We start from the raw sequence: 18,522 nt of genomic DNA, 5'->3' as shown, positions 1-18,522 counted from the left end.
CGGGTTATCGAGGGCGGGCTGCCTGCGGCGAGTGACGCGCTACGGGGCGCGGATTGCCTGGGGTGATGGGTCGCAGCGGAGGACACCTGGAGGCGGACGCGATACTCAGTGCTGGTGGTGCTCGTGCATATGCGCGAGTTGCCGCTCCAGCAGTGACGGGTAGGGTTCCAGCAGGCGCTCCACGCAGCAGGCACCTTCCGGGCTGGCGATAGTGCGTATGCGCGCGCGCTGACGGACCAGCGCATCATCACCCACGCGCCGCTCGAGCAGCAGCAGGTTGCGGCTGTGCTGGGACAGGGCCAGGGCATCCTGAGCGGTCTCGCTGAGCAACAGGTCGCCCTGGCTCAGGTCGAGCAGGTCTTCACCCTGGGTCAGGCCCAATTGCAGCTGCAGGGTGATGCCGCTGTCGGCAACCTCGATTTGCAAGGCGTGGCCAAGCGCGCGCATCAGTTCGCCGCAGCAGATGGCATGAGTCAGGTAGTCCTCGCCACTGTCCTGGCGATGGAACAGCATCAGGCTGCTGCCGTCGCTGAGGGTGTGCAATTCGCCTTGGTAGAGTGCCGAGGCCTGATTCAGGCAGTCACGATAGCGCTGCAGCAGATCCAGCAGGCGCGCACGTGGCAAGCGTCGGAGCTGCTCCTGGGCACCCAGTTGAATGGCCAGCACGGCGCTTTGTTGTGGAGCATTGGCGGTCAGCGTGGGAATCGCGGCCGACTCCTCGCCGTGGTCACGCAGGTCGGCGAAGGGGTCATCATCCTTCGGCTGGCCGAGTGCGCTGTCACCGTCCACTTTACTGGGGGCGTCGAAGCGCTCGTCGTGGAGGTCGCGTACCTCGAAGGTCGGCTCATCGTCATCGCCGAAGTCGTGCTCATCTTCGTCGTCGTGGAGGTCTTCGGCCACTGGTTCAGGCTCGGGTTTTTCCGGTACCAGGCGTTTTTGCAGTTGCCGCGCCAGATCGCCGATTTCGTCCTGGCGGCCGGCACCGGGCGCGGGGTCATCCGGGTCGCGCAACCAGATGCGCAGCTGCAGCAGCGGGGTGGAAATGTGGCGGCCCAGGCGCATGCTCAGGGACAAGGCCAGTGCCAGCAGAATCAGGCTGAGGATGCCCATGCTCTGCAAGCTGATGGTCATCGGTTGCTGGAATTGACGCATGTCCAGGCTGATGAGCAATTGGCCGGCGATCACCTCCTGAAAGGTAATCGGGGTCGAGTACAGGCCCTCGGTCTCGCCCAGCATGGTTTTGCTTGGGCGCGAACCCGCTTCGGCGAGCACGCGGTTATCCACGCTGTAAATCGCGGCGTGAGCTACCAGTGGGTTTTTCACCAGGTTATTTAGCAGCACGCTGAGGCTGAGGATGTCATTGGACACCAGCAGCTCGGTAGCGGAAGTGGCCGTCTGGGTGATCAGGCTGGTGCCCAGGGCTTCGGCCTGCTGCTCCATTGCATACTTGAACTGCATGCCGATCACCCAGGCGTAGATCACCAGCGCCAGGGCCACGAGTAGCAGGCTATGGCTGGCGATGCGCAAGGCCAGGGGCACGCGACGTTGACGCAGGGCCTGGAACAGCAGCAGGAAGAAGTTATCGGGTTTGACAGGGGAGGGCCGGTTCACAGAGCTCGGCTCTTATCGACTGTAGGTGCCGCGCAGTATAGCGATCGCTCTGCATAGGGCAAAGCGCCGTGCGTGTCCGTATGGCCACGAAAATGGGTAGAATGTGCGGCTTTTCAGCAAGCTTGCTCTGCTGTTGACCATTAACCGAGCCCTGGAGAGTGCGCCTTGCGCGAAATCGTCCTGATTAATATTACCGGCGAAGACCGTCCCGGCCTGACTGCCGCCATCACCGGTGTGCTGGCCCAAGGCGGGGTGAATATCCTCGATATCGGCCAGGCGGTGATCCACGACACCCTGTCTTTCGGCATTCTGGTTGAGATTCCGCCTACGGAACTGGGCTCCTCGGTACTCAAGGACCTGCTGTTCGCCGCCTACAAGCTCGAGCAACAGGTGCGCTTCACGCCAGTGTCCGAGGCTGATTACCAGCAGTGGGTCGGTGGTCAGGGCAAGCCGCGGCATATTGTCACCCTGTTGACCCGCAAGGTCACCGCCGAGCAATTGCAGCGGGTCAGCGCCATTACCGCCAAGTACGACTTGAACATCGACCATATCGATCGTCTGTCCGGGCGCATGCCGCTGGATATGCCGGACGAGCAGGGCAAGGGCTGCATCGAGTTTTCCGTACGTGGCGACCCGGCCGACCCGGCGGGGCTGCGCGCCGAGTTCCTCAGCGTGGCCCAGGAATTGAATGTCGACATCGCCTTCCAGCGCGATTCGCTGTTCCGCCGTAATCGCCGGCTGGCGGTATTCGACATGGACTCGACGCTGATCGAAGCCGAGGTGATAGACGAGTTGGCCAAGGCCGCCGGGGTCGGCGAGCAGGTGTCGGCGATTACCGAGCGGGCGATGCGTGGCGAGTTGGACTTTGCCGCCAGCTTCAGGGAGCGCCTGGCCCTGCTCAAGGGCTTGCCGGAAACCGTGCTGGCCGATATCGGCGCCTCCTTGCGCCTGACCGAAGGGGCCGAGACGCTGTTCGGCGAGTTGCACCGCCTGGGCTACAAGACTGCGATCCTGTCCGGCGGCTTCAGCTACTTCGCCAAGCAGTTGCAGGCCAAGCTGGGCATCGACTACGTGTTCGCCAACGAGCTGCAGATCGTCGATGGCCTGGTCACTGGCGTGGCGGTCGAGCCGATCGTCGATGCCCAGCGCAAGGCCGACCTGCTGCGCGAGCTGGCGGATAAACAGGGGTTGCGCCTGGAGCAGACCATCGCCGTCGGTGATGGCGCCAACGACCTGCCGATGCTGGCCATCGCCGGCCTGGGCGTGGCCTTTCGGGCCAAGCCGCTGGTCAAGCAGTCGGCCAAGCAGGCCATCTCGACCCTGGGCCTGGATGGCATCCTCTATCTGCTCGGCTTCCGCGATCGCGATGGTCTGGAGTAGTGTCTACGGCTTGATCGCCACCTTGAGTGCCTCGTCGCACTGGTTGGCGAACAGCTCGTAGGTCACGCCCAGGTCATTGAGTGCCTCGCGTTGCCGTCGACCTTGATCTTCGCTGCGCCGGCCATGATCCGCTGTGGTGGCCGATGTCGGGTACTCGCTCATGAGGACGCGCGCATCGGTGCCGCAGATAGTCCTGCTGAGGCCGGTTGCGGCAATGGACTGGTCTTGCAGGCCGGGCGCGACCAGTACTTCGGCTTCGATCATGCTCACCAGGATTCTGCCAGGCAGCTAAGGCATCGAAACACTCGGGCTCGCGGCATCAAGTTGCCTGGCGGCCGCGAGCGGCTTACTCGTCGCCCGCCGAGAAGTCGTAGTCCATCGACTGGCTGGGGCCTTGCAGGTAGTAACCCTGAATGTAATTGACCCCGGCCTGCCAGAGCGTGGCCAGCACACTGGCGCTCTCGATAAAGGGCACTATGGTCAGCTTGGCTTGGGCGTGCAGGCTGGCCAGCAGGGTTTTCAGCGCTTCCTGGCTTTCTGGGGTGGACAGGTCCTGGGAGAAGGAGCCGTCGATCTTGACGAAGTCGATGTGCAGGTGCTTGAGGGTGTTGAAGGGGTTGATCGCGCAGCCGAACTGGCTGAGCGCCACCTTGCAGTGCAGTTCGTTCAAGCCTAGGGTCAGTGCCTTGGCCTGCTTGAGGTAGGCGATGGCATCCGGTTCGCGGAGCTGGAAGACCAGTGCATCCGAGGGCAGGCGTGCGGCCTTCAGGGCCACGCTGAGCCACGCCAGCAGGGTCTGATCCTGCAGGCTGGCGCTCGACAGGTGGACGAACAGGTGGGTGTTGTGGCCCTTGTTGCGGTGGTCGGCGAGCAACTTGATCGAGTTGAGAATCACCCAGCGGTCGATTTTCTCGCCCAGGCCAGCCTGTTTCGCGGCGTTGAGAAACTCATGCGGCGGCACCTCTTCGCCTTGTGGGCTAAGCAGGCGCAGCAAGACTTCATAGTATTCATGGCTGTCGCCGCGCAGGCTGATGATCGGCTGGAACAGCAGGCGGAAGCTGTTGTGCTCCAATGCCTGCTGGACCATGGCGACTATGTTGCCGCGGCTGGCCGCCGCGGCCAGTTCATCGCCAGGGTTGAACAGCTTGAGTGCGTTACCCGATTCCAGTTCGTCGGCGCAGCGCTGGGCGCGGTCGACCACTTGCTGGGCTTTCGGGGTTTTTTCGTTGAGACCGGCGACGCCAATCGACAGGGTGCTCTGTGCCGTGCGGCCGTTGACATCGAACAGAGTGCTTTCGACCTTTTTCAGCAGGCTCGCCAAGCCGGCCTCGGCTTGCTCCGGGGTCTTGCCGGGCTGCAGGACAGTGAATACGTCATCACCAAAGCGCGCCAGTTGCGCTTCCTGGGTAAAGTGATCGCGCAGCAGATTGGCCAGGTCGGTGAGCAGCAAGTCGATGCCCGCCAGACCAACTTCTGCCAGCAGGCTGGCATAACGGTCGATGCGGATATAGGCCAGGCTGGCCGGCTGGCCGGCATTCACCGCACGTTCGGCGGCGCTATCCATCAGGCCGAGGAAATGGTTGCGGTTGTACAGGCCGGTGACCAGATCCTGGCTGCTGATTTCGCGGAGCTTTTCTTCCAGCTCGGCGTTGCCGCTTTCTACCTGGATGACCACCTGAATGCAGGGTTCGCTGTCGTAGGTGGCTGGCGAGAAACTCATGCGCACCGGGAAGGACTGGCCGCTGGCCTGCACGCCGGTACAGGCCAGCTCGGCGTCGCCTTCGGCGCTCTGGTAGTTCTTCAGGAAATCCTTGAAGTTGCTTTGCTCGGCACTGGCAATCAGGTCGATCATTGGCATGCCTTCCAGCTCATCGCCATCCTGATAAGCGAAAAGCTCGAGGTAAGCGCGGTTGGCATAGATATGCATGCCGTCATGCACGTAGGCAATGGCATCGACCGAGCTGTCGAGCAGCAACTGGCAGCGTTTCTCCGCCTCGCGCAGGGCCACTTCGGCGGCGCGCCGGGCACGGCGTTCTTCGAGGTTGGCCAGTTCGCGCTTGGCCACCAGCACCAGGCGCTCGTCTTCGCCTTGCGGCAGCGCATCCTGGGCGCCCAGCGTCAGGGCTTGGGTGATGCTGTCGGAGTCGTTGTCGGCAAGCAGCTGGATGACGGGAATATCTTTGGCCTGGCGGCGAATGGCGTTGATCGCTTCGCCCGGATCGAGGTGTTCGCTACTGGGCGCACAGATCAACAGATCCCAGCTCTGCTGCAGGGTCTCGGCCAAGTCATCGCTGGAGGTCAGGCGATGCACGCGCGTAGCGCGGCCGGCGTTGCGGAACAGGCTGACGAGACGCTCGGCCTCGTTCTGCGAGTCCTCGAGAATCAGCAGTCGAATGGTTTTTTTTTCGATGGCCATATCAGGAGTCAAATATGTGGCGAACGGGCATGAAAAGGTGACAAATATTGATGTGCCGGCAATCTACAGCGACTTCCATAGTGAGTCAAAGTCTTCCTCCCCCCCTGCGTCGCGGCTGCCATGGGTTGTGACGGGTTTAGCGGTATCGCTTGGGAGCTGCTCGACATTGCGGTATTCGAACTGATTGAAACTGCCGGTGCTGGTTTTTCGCTGGCTGAGCACGGCGCGACGTTCGGTGCCATTGAGGTTGATCATCACCTTGTTGCCTTCCTGGAAGGGCAGGCGTGGGGTGATCAGGGTTGCCGGTCGGGAGATCGCGCTGATTGCCGGCAGTAGCAGCGTGCGCAGGTACAGGCTGTTGTGTTCGGCCTTGCGCAATAATTGCAAGCCGCAAGGCTGTGCATGCGGGGCAATCAGTTCGATGCCCATCTGCGTGCCGCCACCGCGTACCTGACGGATCCAGCGCACCACCGCGATGCTCCAACCCTGTTCTGGCGAATCCTGCACGCCGAGCAGTTCACCGGCTTGCAGCTGGCTCGGCACCTCTTTGGGCCAGGACAGGCAGTAGCCGCCCGGGCTGTGGTTGACGATCGGCAGGACGAAGGTCGGGTAGCTCTCTACCTCGGCGGACTCGGTGTGGGTTTCTGGGTGAGTGGGTTTGCCGTACTCGATTTCCTCCATGGGCAATCGAGTGTTCCAGTGGGCATTCTTCTCTGTATCAAAGGCTTTCGCCCAAACATCCGGAGCGCCAGCCGTTGCGCCAGTGGCAGGGTCGAATACCGCCGTTTTGGTTTCGCTCGGCTGTTGCAGGATCTCGTTGAAAGGGCGCTCATTCGCCAGGAAGAAATGCAGCGCGCTCATGCCAATGCACAGGGTCAGGCTGCCCTGGCCATGAGTGCGATTGAAGGTCCGCTCGGAGATGTCGCCCCAGGCGGCGCTCAGGTGTTGCAGCATATCCAGGCTGAACCCTTCGGGTACCAGCAGGCGCGACTGACCAGCGCTTTCCGCAGGCAGCAGCAGGTACTCCTCGATTGCATCGACCAGGGGGTGTGGGTCGATGCCGAGCGCGGCATGCAGTTCTTTATCCTGAAACAGCGAGCTATAGCGCGGCGGGCCATCCACTTGAGGGGCCACCGCAAACAGGCTCGAGGGTGCATCGCCGGCTTGCAGGCTGACCAGCGCGCTCCAAGGCTCGAGGACTTCGGCGAGGCGTGCAATGCCGTTCTGCCGCATCTGGTTACAGCGGGCGCAGCCGAGCAGCAAGGCGACCACATAGCTCTGCTCGGTGCTCAAACCTTGCGTGTGGCGGGCCAGTGGATCGCGGATCGCCAGTTTGTGCAGGCGCCGCTCACGGGCGATCTGGTAGATCTGGTGCAACTCCAGCCAGAGCCCTTCAGGCACGGGGCAATACAATTGGCTGGCGCGAATCAATGGGCCGCAGAGGCTGTGGGTGGCGCGCTGCAGGGCGATGCTCAGCAGCTGGTTGCGTTCGCTGGCGTTTTGCGAAGCCAGGCTGGCGATGATCAGTTTGTAACCGACGGCCAGATGGTTTTGCAGGGCCTGGCAGAGGTTGGCGACTTTGCGTGGCCGTTCATCGAGGACAATCGCCTGGTTGAGGAAATGGCGCTCCAGGTGTTTGCAGACGAAGTGAACCTCCGGGCGCAGTAGCTCCAGGAGCTGCAAGCGATTATCCGAGGCGGTGCGCATCTGGTTGAGCTCGACCAGGGCCTGGTATAGCTGGCGCGCGGTTTCGCCGATATTGGCTTTTGGCAGGTTGGCGATCCAGCGCTTGAGGTCGCGCGGGCTGGCATCGCAGAAAGACAGGCTTGGCTTTTGCGGTATGGGAACGCGGAGCAGTAGGTGGGAAGTCTGTTTATCCATCTAGCTTGGATACTCCAACGCCCTGAGCTCAGGCGAGTCATTCTCTTGATGATCAATGTTGCGAACATTAGCAGTATCTGGCTGTGACCGCAGCCTCGCAACGGCAGGGTTGCTTGAGTGGCGTGCCGCTGCTCGCCCAGCTGGCGGGTAGCGGCATTTATCGGCTCCCAACCGGCCGCGCCTTGCCCGTGATCGGGCAAGGTCCGGATCAGTCGGCCTGGCTATTGCCGATGCGTTGGCCCATCTGCACGCTGCTGTTGGCGCCCAGTGCTTCTGCCCAGCGCACCTGGTCGGGGCCGAACAATACGACAGCCGTCGAGCCCAGTTTGAAGCGACCCAATTCCGCACCCTGGTCCAGGACAATAGGCGCTCGCGCCGCCTCGTCATAGCGGACGGTTTTCAGGTGGCGCTTGGGTGGCGTGACCAGACCGGCCCAGACGGTTTCGATCGAAGCGACTATCATCGCGCCGACCAGTACCACGGCCATGGGGCCGCGCTCAGTGTCGAACAGGCAGACGACCCGCTCGTTGCGGGCGAACAGCTCCGGCACATTTTCCGCGGTGGTCTGGTTGACCGAGAACAGGCGGCCGGGCACGTAGACCATTTCCCGCAGGGTGCCGGTCAGCGGCATGTGCACGCGGTGGTAGTCCTTGGGGGACAGGTAAATGGTCGCGAATTCTCCGCCCATGAACGGGCTGGCGAGTTCGCTGTCGCCACCAAGCAATTCAAGCACGCTGAAACTGTGGCCCTTGGCCTGGAATACCCGGCCATGCTCGATCTTGCCCAGCTGGCTGACGGCGCCGTCGGCCGGGCTGAGGATCGCGCCAGGGGTGGCGTCGAGTGGGCGCACACCCTCTTTCAGGGCGCGGGTGAAGAATGCGTTGAAGTGCTCGAAGGCGGTCGCGTCTTCGACCTGTGCCTCGCTCATGTCGACCTGGTAGCGCTTGACGAACCAGGTGATCAGGCGGTTCTTGAACCAGTCCGTGCGGCATTCGGCTGCGCAGCCGATCAGGCGCGACAGCAGGTGGTGCGGCAGCAGGTACTGGCTGAGGATGAACAGGCGTTGTTTCATGGGTGTCCCTTGAAGGTTCGACGGCATCGGATGGTAGCGACTCGCTGGCTCAGCGTTCGACGGGGGTATCGGGGTGGTTACCCCACTCGCCCCAGGAACCGGCGTAGGCCTTGACCCGCGGATAGCCGAGCGCCTTGGCCACCAGGTAGGTGAAGCCGGAGCGGTGGTGGGTCTGGCAGTGGGTGATGATTTCCTTGTCCGGGCTGATGCCGAGGCTGGCGAGTAACGCGGGCATGTCCTGGCGAATGCGCAAGGCGCGGGCGGGATCCATGCCGGCCGTCCACTCGAAGTTGACTGCGCCAGGAATGTGCCCGGCCTTGGCGGCAAAGGCTTTTTCACCGCGGTACTCGGCGGGGGAGCGGGCATCCCAGATCGCCAGGTCAGCGGCGCCGAGGCGGCTTTGCAGGTAGTCGCGGCTGGCGGTCGGGCTGTCATTGAGCGTCAGCTTGAGCGGGCCGGCGCATGCGGCGGGTTGCTCGCTGCTCAGCGGGCGTTCCTCGGCCAGCCAGGCCTGCAGGCCGCCGTCGAGGTAGTGGTAATGGCTGTGGCCGATCACATCCAGCAGCCAGATGAAGCGCCCGGCCCAGCCGCCGCCTTCATCGTCATAGACCACATAGACGGCGCCCGGGTTATGACCCAGTTCGGCGAATAGCTGTTCGAGTTGCGCGAGCTCAGGAAGCAGGCCGGGAGCCGGCGGCTGTCCCAGTTGGGTGCGTTTGGGGTCGACGAAGCGCGCGCCGGGTATATGGCCGGCGGCATAGCGCGCCGCGCTGGTCAGGTCGACCAGAATCAGTTCGGGCGCATCCAGGCGCTCGGCCAGTTCGGCCGGTTCAATTACCAACGGCAACGCAGCGAAGGCAGTCATGCTGGGCCTCTACATTTCATGGGGGAAGGGGCGGATTGTAACGGAAAGCTCAACGCTCACGTTTGGCAAAACTGTCCAGGGCCCGTTGAATACATTGCGCGGTTTTACCAGCGGCTTGCACGCTGCTATCGCTCAGTGCGGCGCCGGATTGGTCGGCGACGATGACCATTACCACACGGTCGTTGCTGGCCAGTGAGCGAATCAGCAGGTGCTCGCTGGGAAATAGTGCCTTCAGCGAGCCTGGCAGCAGGGCCGAGAATTGCGCAATATTGGCCGGCGTCAGGCGCAGCTGTGCCGGTGCCTTGAGCAGGCGCCGCAGTACTTGGCTCTGCTGTGGGTCGATGGCGAGGGTGCTGGCCGACTTGTCCAGGCCGGTCTGTTGCTGCGCTCGCAGGCGGCTGTGGCTGCGGTCGGCCAGGAGCACTAGTACCCGCGACATTCCGCAGGCCTGCAGGGCTTGAGTGGCGCCGGCGGTGAGCTGGTCGAGGCTGTTGAACGCACTCGGCTGCGCAAGCAATTGCGCGCAATGCTGGCGCCATCCGTTGTCTGCAGGGGGTGTCGTCGCCGCTGGGGCGCTGATTTTGCCATGCAAGCGCCGGGCATCCCAGGGCCAGAGTAGGGCTTGGGCGGGATGCCAGAGCTCTGCCGTGGCCTGCTGGCGCGCACTCTGCGCTGCGTGCTGGTGGATGAGTTGCTGCACATCGCTCAACGGTAGCTGCAGGTAGAGTCCGCTCAGGAGCTGCCAGCGTAGGCTGTGCGGGCTGCTCCACGCCTGGTGGGCGGACAGCGCCAGGCCGTTGGCCAGCAGGATGCTGTTGGCTGGCTGGGTCAGCCAGCGCCGCAGAGGTGTATCGGCATCGAGCATGTGCTGCTGATGCAGGGGGTGCTGATTGTCGCGCGCGATGTGCAGGGCCTTGACCAGTTGGCGGCGATCTTCCACCAGCAGGCGGTAGCCTTGAATCACCCAGTCGGGCAGGCGCCAGCGCTTGGCCAATGCCAGGCACAGAGCGAGCAGGGGGACGCCGAGAAGATCCTGCTCGACCTTGGCCGCCGGCTCGGCGTGGGCCAGTACGCGTTGTTCCCATTGCTCGAACAGCTCGGGATGGGCCGCCAGCAACGACCAGATCGGCGCGAGAAACAACAGGCTGCCCCAGTGGATCTCCTGCCACAGGCGCGCCAGGCGCCCACTGAACAAGCCGCTGGCCTGCTGCGCCGCGTGCTGGCTGATTAGCTGGATCTGCCGCAGTGCCAGTGGGATTTCGTCGAGAGGGCGGGCGGGTTGGCGTTTCACCAGCTCAAGGGTGCGCTGCAATCCGAGTCGACTGAGAGCGCTTTCCAGGCTTTCGGCAGGGGCGCTGAAACTGCCGGCTTGTCGATTGGCCTCGCGTAGAACGCATAATGCCAGGGCTGGGCTGGCCTGCATCAATTCTGCTATGTCACGCAGCGAACGACAGCTGTCGGACAGGGCGCGACAGGCATTCAGGTGGTGTTCAACAGGCACCGGCAACAATTGCTTGTCCAGCCGATCGAGCCAGTCTTCAAGGGTACGCGGTTGGGGTTTTGAGGTGGGCATCTGTGCTTAGCCATGCTGGCTTTTAGACTTGACTGGCTATAGTCTCGCGCATTAGTTCCGATAAATAGAAGGGTTGTTTTGCATAACCCACACCACAGGCTCTCGCAAGTTTCCTCTTTATGGCAAAAATCATTGGCATCATCGTTGTAATTGCTAGCGTGCTCGGCGGATTTATTCTGTCCGGCGGCCAGTTCATGGCGTTGGTGCATCCGTTTGAAGTATTGATTATTGGCGGCGCCGCACTGGGGGCTTTTCTGCAGGCCAATCCGGGCAGCATGTTCATGCGCGTGTTCAAGAAGTCCTTGAGTATGTTCAGCTCGCGCTTCAGTCACGGCTATTACCTGGACGTGCTGAAGCTGGTCTACGAAATCCTCAACAAGAGCCGCCGCGAAGGCATGATGGCCATCGAGGCCGACATCGAGGAACCTTCGGCCAGTCCGATTTTCAGCAAGTATCCGAGCATCCTCAAAGACGAGCGGATAACGGCCTATATCTGCGATTACCTGCGCATCATGTCCTCCGGCAATATGGCGCCGCATGAGCTGGAAGGCTTGTTCGATATGGAGATCGCCAGCCTCAAGGAAGAACTCGAGCACCCCTCTCATGCCGTGGCCAAGGTCGCCGATGCCATGCCGGCCATGGGTATCGTCGCCGCGGTGCTGGGGATCGTGATCACCATGTCGGTCCTCGCCGAAGCCGACAATGCGCAGATCGGCCAGAAGGTGGGCACGGCGCTGGTCGGCACCTTCCTCGGCATTCTCGCCTCCTATGGTTTTTTCGGTCCGCTAGCCGCGGCGCTGGAGCATGACGCCAAGGAAGAGATCAACGTATTCGAGGCGATCAAGGCCGGCCTGGTCGCTTCGGCGTCCGGCATGCCGCCCTCGCTGGCCGTCGAGTTCTCGCGCAAGGTGCTCTATCCGGCCCATCGCCCGAGTTTTTCCGAACTCGAGCAGGCGATGCGCGGAAACTAACGGAAAATGGACAACAATCAGCCGATCATCGTCAAGCGGGTCAAGAAGGTTGCCGCTGGCCACCATGGCGGGGCCTGGAAAATCGCCTTTGCCGACTTCGCCACGGCGATGATGGCGTTCTTTCTGGTGATGTGGCTGATGTCCGTGGCTACGCCTGAGCAGAAGAAGCTGATTTCCGGTTATTTCAAGGATCCGATCGGTTTCTCTGAAAGCGCTAGCCCCTTTGTCATCGACCTCGGTGGCTCGCCCACGCCGGCACCGGATCGCACCCTCAACCAGCCGATCGATGACCAGACCGAAGGCGAAGAGCGCGAGATCGAGCCGGCCCAGCCAGCCCCTGCCCCTGATGAGGCCGACGCCAAGGCCGAGGAGCTGGAGCATGAGCGTCTCGAGTTGCTGCTGCAGGAGTTGCAGAGCAAGGTCGAGGAAAATCCGCAGTTGCAGCGCTTCAAGGATCAGATCCTGTTCGAGATCACCCAGGATGGCTTGCGCATCCAGATCATGGACGCCGAGAACCGGCCGATGTTCGATAGCGGCAGTGCGCGCCTGCAGCCGCAATTCGAGGACATCCTGCTGGCCCTGGCCGACACCATCAAGGCGGTACCGAACAAAATCAGCATCAGCGGCCATACCGATGCCAAGCCGTTTGCGGGTTATGGCGAGTTCGGCAATTGGGAACTCTCCGCGAATCGGGCCAATGCCGCTCGACGCGCCTTGATCGCGGGCGGTTACGACGAGGCGCAGGTGGCCCGGGTAGTGGGTTACGCGTCGTCGGCGTTGTACGATCGAGACGATCCATTGAATCCGGTCAATCGGCGTATCGATATCGTCGTGTTGACGAAAAAGGCCCAGCGCGAGATTGAAGGCGAGCAGGATGGCGCCGTCGATGCAGCGCCTGAAGTGCCTGGCGGCGCCGTGGTGCCTGATGTGCCGCCGCTCATGCCGGATCCGGCTGGCCCGGATGAGTTGCGTGAGCGCTTGAATATTTTCGAAGACGGGGTGTTGCAGTTAGATCAGCCGAGCGAATGATTCGCTGCTGGAACGCTTCAGGCCGCGAATGATCGCGGCCTGGTCGTATCAGTAATCGGCTTCGGGCAGGCTGGCCAGGATATGCCGGTAGCTGGCCATCCGTTGGGGCTGGATGCGACCGTCTTCCAGCGCCTTGAGCAGGGCGCAGCCAGGCTCGCGGTCATGTTTGCAGTCGCGAAAGCGGCACTGGCCGATCAGTTCGTTGAACTCGATGAACCCTGCTTCGACATCCGCGCGGCTGACATGCACCAGGCCGAATTCGCGAATACCGGGCGAGTCGACCAGCTCACCGCCGCCGGGGAAGTGGAACAAGCGGGCAGTGGTGGTGGTGTGGGTGCCCTTGCCGGTCAGTTCCGACAGCGGTCCGACCCGGGTGTCCACCCCTGGCAGCAGGCTGTTGACCAGCGATGACTTGCCAACCCCGGACTGGCCGACGAAGACGCTGACATGGCCGTCGAGCTGCTGCTTGAGCTGTTCCATGCCGTCGCCCTGATGGGCCGAAACTTCCAGTACTGGGTAGCCGAGCTGGCGATACACGCCGAGCAGGACGTTCAGTGCAATGGCGTTCTGCTCGTCGATCAGGTCGGCCTTGTTCAGCAGCAGCAAGGGGCGAATGCCGGCATGTTCGGCGGCCACCAGGTAGCGATCGATCAGGTTGGCGTGGGGTTCGGGCAGTGGCGCGAAGACGATCACGATCAGGTCGACGTTGGCCGCCACCGGCTTCAGCTGGCCGCGCGTGTCCGGGCGGCACAGTTCGGTTTTGCGTGGCAGTTGCGCAACGATGACGCCGATGCCCTGATTGCCGGCACGCCAGACCACTCGATCGCCGGTGACCATGGCTGGTAGGTTGGCGCGCAGGTGACAGCGAAACACCTGGCCGGCCAGTTCGCCGTCTGTGGCTTCGACTTCGACCTGTACGCCAAAGTGGGCGATGACCAGGCCCAGCTGTTCCGGCCCGAGGTCGCCACCCTCCAGGGTTTGCACGGCCTGCGACTCGCGCTTGGCCGCGCGGGCGGCTCGCTCGCCCTGAATTTTGTCGATGCGCCAGCTTTGCCGGCGGTTGAGTTGGCGTTTGGCCATGAAAGTTCCGAGGTTGACTTGCGGTGAAATCCGTCAGCGAGTCTAGCACGTGGTACAGGCAGACTCGCGCTGCGGGTTAGACTGCGGTGCAGTGACGATAGGCAGGCAGGGGCGAGAAATGGTTGCGCGTGTACGGATGATGGGGCGAGTGGCCGGCCGCTATCCGGCCCTGCTGGCGTTGCTGGCGCAGCTGGTCGCGGCGCTGGTGGTGGGCGGGGTGATCGTTCTGGCGCAGCAGTACTCGAGCTGGCGCCCCAGCGGCCTGGCCGCTGGTTTGATCCTGGGTTTGTTGGCGGCGAGTGTCGGTCGCGGGTTCGGTTTGTCGTCTTGGTGGTGGTGGCTGAACCTGGCGTTTGTCCCGGCGTTGCTGCTGGTCAGCGGTGCGGCGTTGCCGTCCTGGGTGTTTCTTGCCGGCTTTCTGCTGCTATTGCTGGGCAACTGGAACAGTGTCGGCGAGCGGGTGCCGCTGTATCTGACCGGGGCGCGCAGTCGCCAGCAGCTGGCCGAGTTGCTTGTTCGGCAACCAGCCAGTTTCCGCTTCGTCGATCTCGGTTGCGGCCCGGCGGGAGCCTTGCTTTGGCTGGCGCGGCGCTTTCCCCAGGCGCAGTTTGTCGGAGTGGAGACCGCGCCCTTGCCGTTTGCCATTGCCTGGCTGCGCGCATTGCCGCAGCACAACTGCCGGATTCGCTACGAGAATCTCTGGCGGACCGGGCTGGCGGAATTCGATGTGGTCTATTGCTTTCTCTCGCCCGCGCCGATGGCGGCGCTCTGGGCCAGGGCCGTGGCACAAATGACCGGCGGTGCCTGGCTGGTGAGCAACAGCTTCGAGGTGCCCGGGGTGCCGGCCGATCAGCAAGTCGAGCTGCATGACTGGCGCGACTCGCGCCTGCTGTTATGGCGGATGCCGGGCGTTGGTCGGGGCTGACTGGGGGTGCCAGGGCAAGTCGGCAGGCTTGCATGCTTGTTTATTCGCTAAACTGCCGGTATCAGCCGAGGAGTACAGCATGCAGAACCCGCAGAATCTGATCTGGATCGACCTGGAAATGACCGGACTCGATCCAGAAAAGGACGTGATCATTGAAATGGCCACGATCATTACCGATAGCGACCTCAATATCCTGGCCGAAGGCCCGGTGATTGCGGTGCATCAGAGTGACGAGGCACTAGCCGGCATGGATGAATGGAACACCCGCACCCATGGCGAAAGCGGCCTGGTCAAGCGTGTGCGCGAGAGTAGGATCAGCCAGGCCGAGGCCGAGGCGCAGACCATTGCCTTTCTCGAGCAGTGGGTGGCCAAGGGCCAGTCGCCGATCTGCGGTAACAGCATCGGTCAGGATCGACGTTTTCTCTATCGTTACATGCCGGATCTGGAAGCTTATTTTCACTACCGCTATCTGGATGTCTCGACCCTCAAGATACTCGCCGAGCGCTGGGCGCCGAAACTCAAGGAGGGGTTCCAGAAGAAGGCCAGCCACCAGGCGCTTGACGATATTCGCGAGTCCATTGCCGAGCTCAAGTACTACCGCGAGCACTTCATCAAGGCTTGAGTCTTGGCTTCAGGGTGCGTCCCGCTCGGCGTGGCGTGCCAGCGCCCACTCGACATGCTCGCGCACCAGTGGCGAGGGGTGTTCGCGGCGGGCCTGCAGCGCCTCGAGCACCGGGATGCTCGAGGGCGCATTGCCCAGGCCTACCGCCAGGTTGCGCAGCCAGCGCTCGTAGCCGGCACGGCGTAACGGTGAGCCTTCGGTGCGGCTGAGAAATTCTTCTTCGCTCCAGCGAAACAGGGCAGCCAACTCGGCGTTGTCCAGTTGATGACGCGGCTGGAAGTCGCCCTGCTCGGTGGGGCGGGCAAAGCGGTTCCACGGGCAGACCAGCTGGCAGTCGTCGCATCCGAACACGCGGTTGCCGATCGGTGCGCGCAGTTCCACGGGGATCGAGCCTTTCAGTTCGATGGTCAAGTAGGAAATACAGCGCCGTGCATCCAGCGCGTAAGGGCCGACAAACGCCCCGGTCGGGCAGATGTCCAGGCACGCGCTGCAGCGCCCGCAATGTTCTGTAGCGTGCGGCGCGTCGACCGGCAGGGGTAGGTCGACGAACAGCTCGCCAAGGAAGAAGTAGCTGCCGGCGCTGCGGTTGAGTACTAGGGTGTTCTTGCCGATCCAGCCGAGTCCGGCCTGTTCTGCGATGGCTTTCTCCAGTACCGGTGCACTGTCGACGAAGGCGCGGTAACCGAACGGGCCGACCTGTTGCTGGATGCGCTCGGCCAGGTGCTGCAGACGCTTGCGGATCAGCTTGTGGTAATCGCGACCCAGGGCGTAGCGCGAGACATAGGCTTTCTCCGGCTCGCCCAGGCGCTGGGCCATCTGCGTGTCGCCGGGCAGGTAATCCATGCGCAACGAAACCACCCGCAAGGTCCCAGGCACCAGCTCGTCAGGGTGTGAGCGTTTGCTGCCGTGGGCGGCCATATAGTCCATCTCGCCCTGGTAGCCGGCGTCGAGCCAGCGTTGCAGGTGCGCCTCGTGCTCACCCAGCTCCAGCCCGGCGATGCCGACCTGTTGGAAGCCCAGCTCGCGGCCCCACTCCTTGATCGATTGGGCGAGGGCGGCGAGGTCGAGTGCGGCAGTTGTCATATGGGGCGGGTAACCGGGGCGGAGGTGAGTATAATTCTGCCAGACATCGGAGCCGACGCATGCCGCAATCGCCAGACAATCTTCCCCTTGCCCTATATAGCGCCGCCCAGGTACGTGAGCTGGATGCGCGCCTGATCGCCGCCGGGACCCCGGGCTTCGAGCTGATGAGCCGCGCCGCCCATGCTATCTGGCGGGCGCTGCGCCGCCGTTGGCCGGACGCCGGGGCGCTGACGGTGCTGGCTGGGCGTGGCAACAATGCCGGCGACGGCTACCTGGTGGCGGCCCTGGCGCTGCGTGCCGGCTGGCAGGTGCAGCTGCTGGCCGTGGGCGATCCGCTGCAGCTGCAAGGCGCTGCGGCGCAGGCGCGCGATGAGGCGCAGGCCGCAGGCGTGATTGTTCAACCCTGGAGCGAGTGCGCCGCGCTGAGTGGCATTGTGCTCGATGCGCTGCTCGGCACCGGTCTGAGCGGCGCGGTGCGCGAACCCTATGCCCAGGCGATCCGCCTGCTCAATGCCAGTGGCCTGCCGGTACTGGCGGTGGATATTCCCTCGGGCTTGTGTGCCGACAGCGGTCAGGTGCTGGGCGTGGCGGTGCGTGCGCAGCTGACAGTGACCCTGATCGGTCTGAAGTTGGGGCTATTCACCGGGGAGGCGCCCGATTGGGTGGGCGAACTGGTATTTGATGACCTGCAGGCCGATCCGGCGCTGGTCGCTCGGCAGGCGTGCGTGGCGCAACGCCTGGCTGGGGCGAATGTACCGTGCTTGCCGCCGCGCCCGCGCAGCGTGCACAAGGGGCAGCTGGGCCATGTGCTGGTGGTCGGCGGTGACCACGGCTTTGCCGGCGCGGCCTTGCTCGCCGCGCAAAGTGCATTGCGCGCTGGCGCCGGGATGGTGTCCCTGGCCACCCGATGCGAACATCTGGCCGCGGCGCAGGCGCGCATCCCCGAGGTGATGGGCTTTGCCGTGGCCTCGGCCAATCAGTTACGGTCGCAGGGCGCAGCGGCCAGTGTCTGGGTGGTCGGGCCGGGCCTAGGGCAGGGTGCCTGGGGTCGCAGCCTGTTGTCGCTGGCGGCCATCACCGGCGCGCCACAGGTGTGGGATGCCGATGCCCTGAACCTGATGGCCGCAGGTGTGGTCAAGATGCCGGCAGGTGGTGTAATCACCCCGCATCCAGGCGAAGCCGCGCGCTTGCTGGGTATCAGTAGCGCCGCCGTGCAGGCTAATCGTCCGGCAGCTGCGCTGGCCCTGGCCCAGCGCTATGGGGCGGTGTGTGTGCTCAAGGGGGCGGGCACTCTGCTGGCTGACCCAGCCGGGCAGCTATTGCTCTGTGATCGCGGCCATCCGGCAATGGCCGGCGCCGGCCTGGGCGATGTTCTGGCGGGCCTGATTGGTGCGTTGCTGGCGCAGGGCCTGCCGGTGCTGGCGGCGGCCAGTCTGGCCGTTTGGCTGCATGCAGGTGCGGGTGAGCGTCTGGCCGAGCAGGGCAATGGGTTGGCGGCGAGCGACCTGTGCGCCGCCATTCGTCAATTGTTGCAGGAGCAGTCAGCTTGGCCGAACTAGAGTTGTATGCCGCCGATGAAGCGGCGATGTTGAACGTGGGGGCGCGGATCGCTCGGGTGACTGGCGGACGTGGGGTGATCTATCTGCATGGCGATCTGGGTGCTGGTAAAACCACCCTGTCGCGCGGGATCATTCGCGGTCTGGGCCATGTTGGGGCGGTGAAGAGTCCGACCTTTACCCTGGTCGAGCCTTACGAAATCGATGCGGTGCGCGTGTTTCATTTCGACCTGTATCGCCTGGTCGACCCGGAGGAACTGGAGTACCTGGGGATACGCGACTACTTCGAGGGTGATGCCTTGTGCCTGATCGAGTGGCCAGAACGCGGCGCAGGCGTTTTGCCAAAGGCCGACATGGACATTACCATTACCGCGCAAGCTACTGGCCGTTCCCTGCATCTGCAGGCGCAGGGCGAACCTGGCAAAACCTGGTGTGCCGCTTTGGCCTCCGGAGCATGA

16 protein-coding genes are annotated in these 18,522 nt (G+C 63.3%); 7 read left to right on the top strand and 9 right to left on the bottom strand.

Annotated features, from left to right (window positions below; translation table 11 throughout):
- Positions 1–105: 105 nt before the first annotated feature.
- Positions 106–1,611 (bottom strand): histidine kinase, encoded by a 1,506-nt coding sequence (locus LJY18_RS02860; protein WP_238040266.1) that lies wholly within the window; start codon positions 1,609–1,611, stop codon positions 106–108.
- A gap of 165 nt (positions 1,612–1,776) precedes the next feature.
- Here LJY18_RS02860 and serB point away from each other — a divergent pair, with 165 nt between their 5' ends.
- Positions 1,777–2,991 (top strand): phosphoserine phosphatase SerB, encoded by a 1,215-nt coding sequence (serB, locus tag LJY18_RS02855; protein WP_238040261.1) that lies wholly within the window; start codon positions 1,777–1,779, stop codon positions 2,989–2,991.
- Between the two features lie 3 nt (positions 2,992–2,994).
- Here the strand turns inward: serB and LJY18_RS02850 are convergent, their stop codons facing one another.
- From LJY18_RS02850 to LJY18_RS02825, 6 genes are all read right to left on the bottom strand, one after another.
- Positions 2,995–3,261, bottom strand: coding sequence for a hypothetical protein (locus LJY18_RS02850; RefSeq protein WP_238040260.1), 267 nt, complete (start codon positions 3,259–3,261; stop codon positions 2,995–2,997).
- A gap of 76 nt (positions 3,262–3,337) precedes the next feature.
- Positions 3,338–5,407: an EAL domain-containing response regulator gene (locus tag LJY18_RS02845; RefSeq protein WP_238040259.1), complete on the bottom strand. Its 2,070-nt coding sequence runs from the start codon at positions 5,405–5,407 to the stop codon at positions 3,338–3,340.
- 63 nt (positions 5,408–5,470) lie between these two features.
- On the bottom strand, positions 5,471–7,288 hold the full coding sequence (locus tag LJY18_RS02840) for a molecular chaperone (RefSeq protein ID WP_238040258.1): 1,818 nt from the start codon (positions 7,286–7,288) through the stop codon (positions 5,471–5,473).
- 208 nt (positions 7,289–7,496) lie between these two features.
- Complete coding sequence (asd, locus tag LJY18_RS02835) at positions 7,497–8,360, bottom strand: archaetidylserine decarboxylase (protein WP_238040257.1); 864 nt, start codon at positions 8,358–8,360, stop codon at positions 7,497–7,499.
- A 49-nt stretch (positions 8,361–8,409) separates the two neighbouring features.
- The gene (locus tag LJY18_RS02830) at positions 8,410–9,225 is read right to left on the bottom strand and encodes a rhodanese-like domain-containing protein (RefSeq protein WP_238040256.1); all 816 of its coding nucleotides are present in this window, start codon (positions 9,223–9,225) and stop codon (positions 8,410–8,412) included.
- 49 nt (positions 9,226–9,274) lie between these two features.
- A complete protein-coding gene (locus LJY18_RS02825; protein WP_238040255.1) occupies positions 9,275–10,798 on the bottom strand; it encodes an HDOD domain-containing protein in 1,524 nt (507 codons plus the stop codon).
- A 119-nt stretch (positions 10,799–10,917) separates the two neighbouring features.
- On the opposite strand from LJY18_RS02825, the gene motA reads away from it, so the two are divergent.
- Together motA and motB are read left to right on the top strand one after the other, a co-directional pair.
- Positions 10,918–11,769 (top strand): flagellar motor stator protein MotA, encoded by an 852-nt coding sequence (gene motA, locus LJY18_RS02820; RefSeq protein WP_238040254.1) that lies wholly within the window; start codon positions 10,918–10,920, stop codon positions 11,767–11,769.
- A 6-nt stretch (positions 11,770–11,775) separates the two neighbouring features.
- A complete protein-coding gene (motB, locus tag LJY18_RS02815) occupies positions 11,776–12,798 on the top strand; it encodes a flagellar motor protein MotB (RefSeq protein WP_238040252.1) in 1,023 nt (340 codons plus the stop codon).
- Positions 12,799–12,846: 48 nt separating this feature from the next.
- On the opposite strand, the gene rsgA is transcribed toward motB, so the two are convergent.
- The gene (gene rsgA / locus LJY18_RS02810) at positions 12,847–13,878 is read right to left on the bottom strand and encodes a small ribosomal subunit biogenesis GTPase RsgA (RefSeq protein ID WP_238040251.1); all 1,032 of its coding nucleotides are present in this window, start codon (positions 13,876–13,878) and stop codon (positions 12,847–12,849) included.
- A gap of 118 nt (positions 13,879–13,996) precedes the next feature.
- Here rsgA and LJY18_RS02805 point away from each other — a divergent pair, with 118 nt between their 5' ends.
- Both LJY18_RS02805 and orn read left to right on the top strand, forming a co-directional pair.
- Entirely contained in the window at positions 13,997–14,803 is an 807-nt protein-coding gene (locus LJY18_RS02805; protein WP_238040249.1) for a class I SAM-dependent methyltransferase, read from the top strand.
- Between the two features lie 79 nt (positions 14,804–14,882).
- On the top strand, positions 14,883–15,425 hold the full coding sequence (orn, locus tag LJY18_RS02800; protein WP_238040247.1) for an oligoribonuclease: 543 nt from the start codon (positions 14,883–14,885) through the stop codon (positions 15,423–15,425).
- A gap of 9 nt (positions 15,426–15,434) precedes the next feature.
- Here orn and queG read toward each other — a convergent pair whose 3' ends face one another.
- The gene (queG, locus tag LJY18_RS02795; RefSeq protein WP_238040246.1) at positions 15,435–16,508 is read right to left on the bottom strand and encodes a tRNA epoxyqueuosine(34) reductase QueG; all 1,074 of its coding nucleotides are present in this window, start codon (positions 16,506–16,508) and stop codon (positions 15,435–15,437) included.
- 59 nt (positions 16,509–16,567) lie between these two features.
- Between queG and LJY18_RS02790 the strand changes: the two genes are divergently transcribed.
- Positions 16,568–18,067, top strand: coding sequence for an NAD(P)H-hydrate dehydratase (locus LJY18_RS02790; RefSeq protein WP_238040244.1), 1,500 nt, complete (start codon positions 16,568–16,570; stop codon positions 18,065–18,067).
- Positions 18,055–18,522: a tRNA (adenosine(37)-N6)-threonylcarbamoyltransferase complex ATPase subunit type 1 TsaE gene (gene tsaE / locus LJY18_RS02785; RefSeq protein WP_238040242.1), complete on the top strand. Its 468-nt coding sequence runs from the start codon at positions 18,055–18,057 to the stop codon at positions 18,520–18,522. Before LJY18_RS02790 ends, tsaE begins: the two co-directional genes overlap by 13 nt.

Source organism: Pseudomonas sp. MMS21 TM103 (genome assembly GCF_022132145.1).
In the GTDB taxonomy this organism is placed as follows: Bacteria; Pseudomonadota; Gammaproteobacteria; order Pseudomonadales; family Pseudomonadaceae; genus Aquipseudomonas.
The sequence above is the reverse complement of the archived record's forward strand: the minus strand, read 5'-3'. Positions and strand labels throughout refer to the sequence as shown.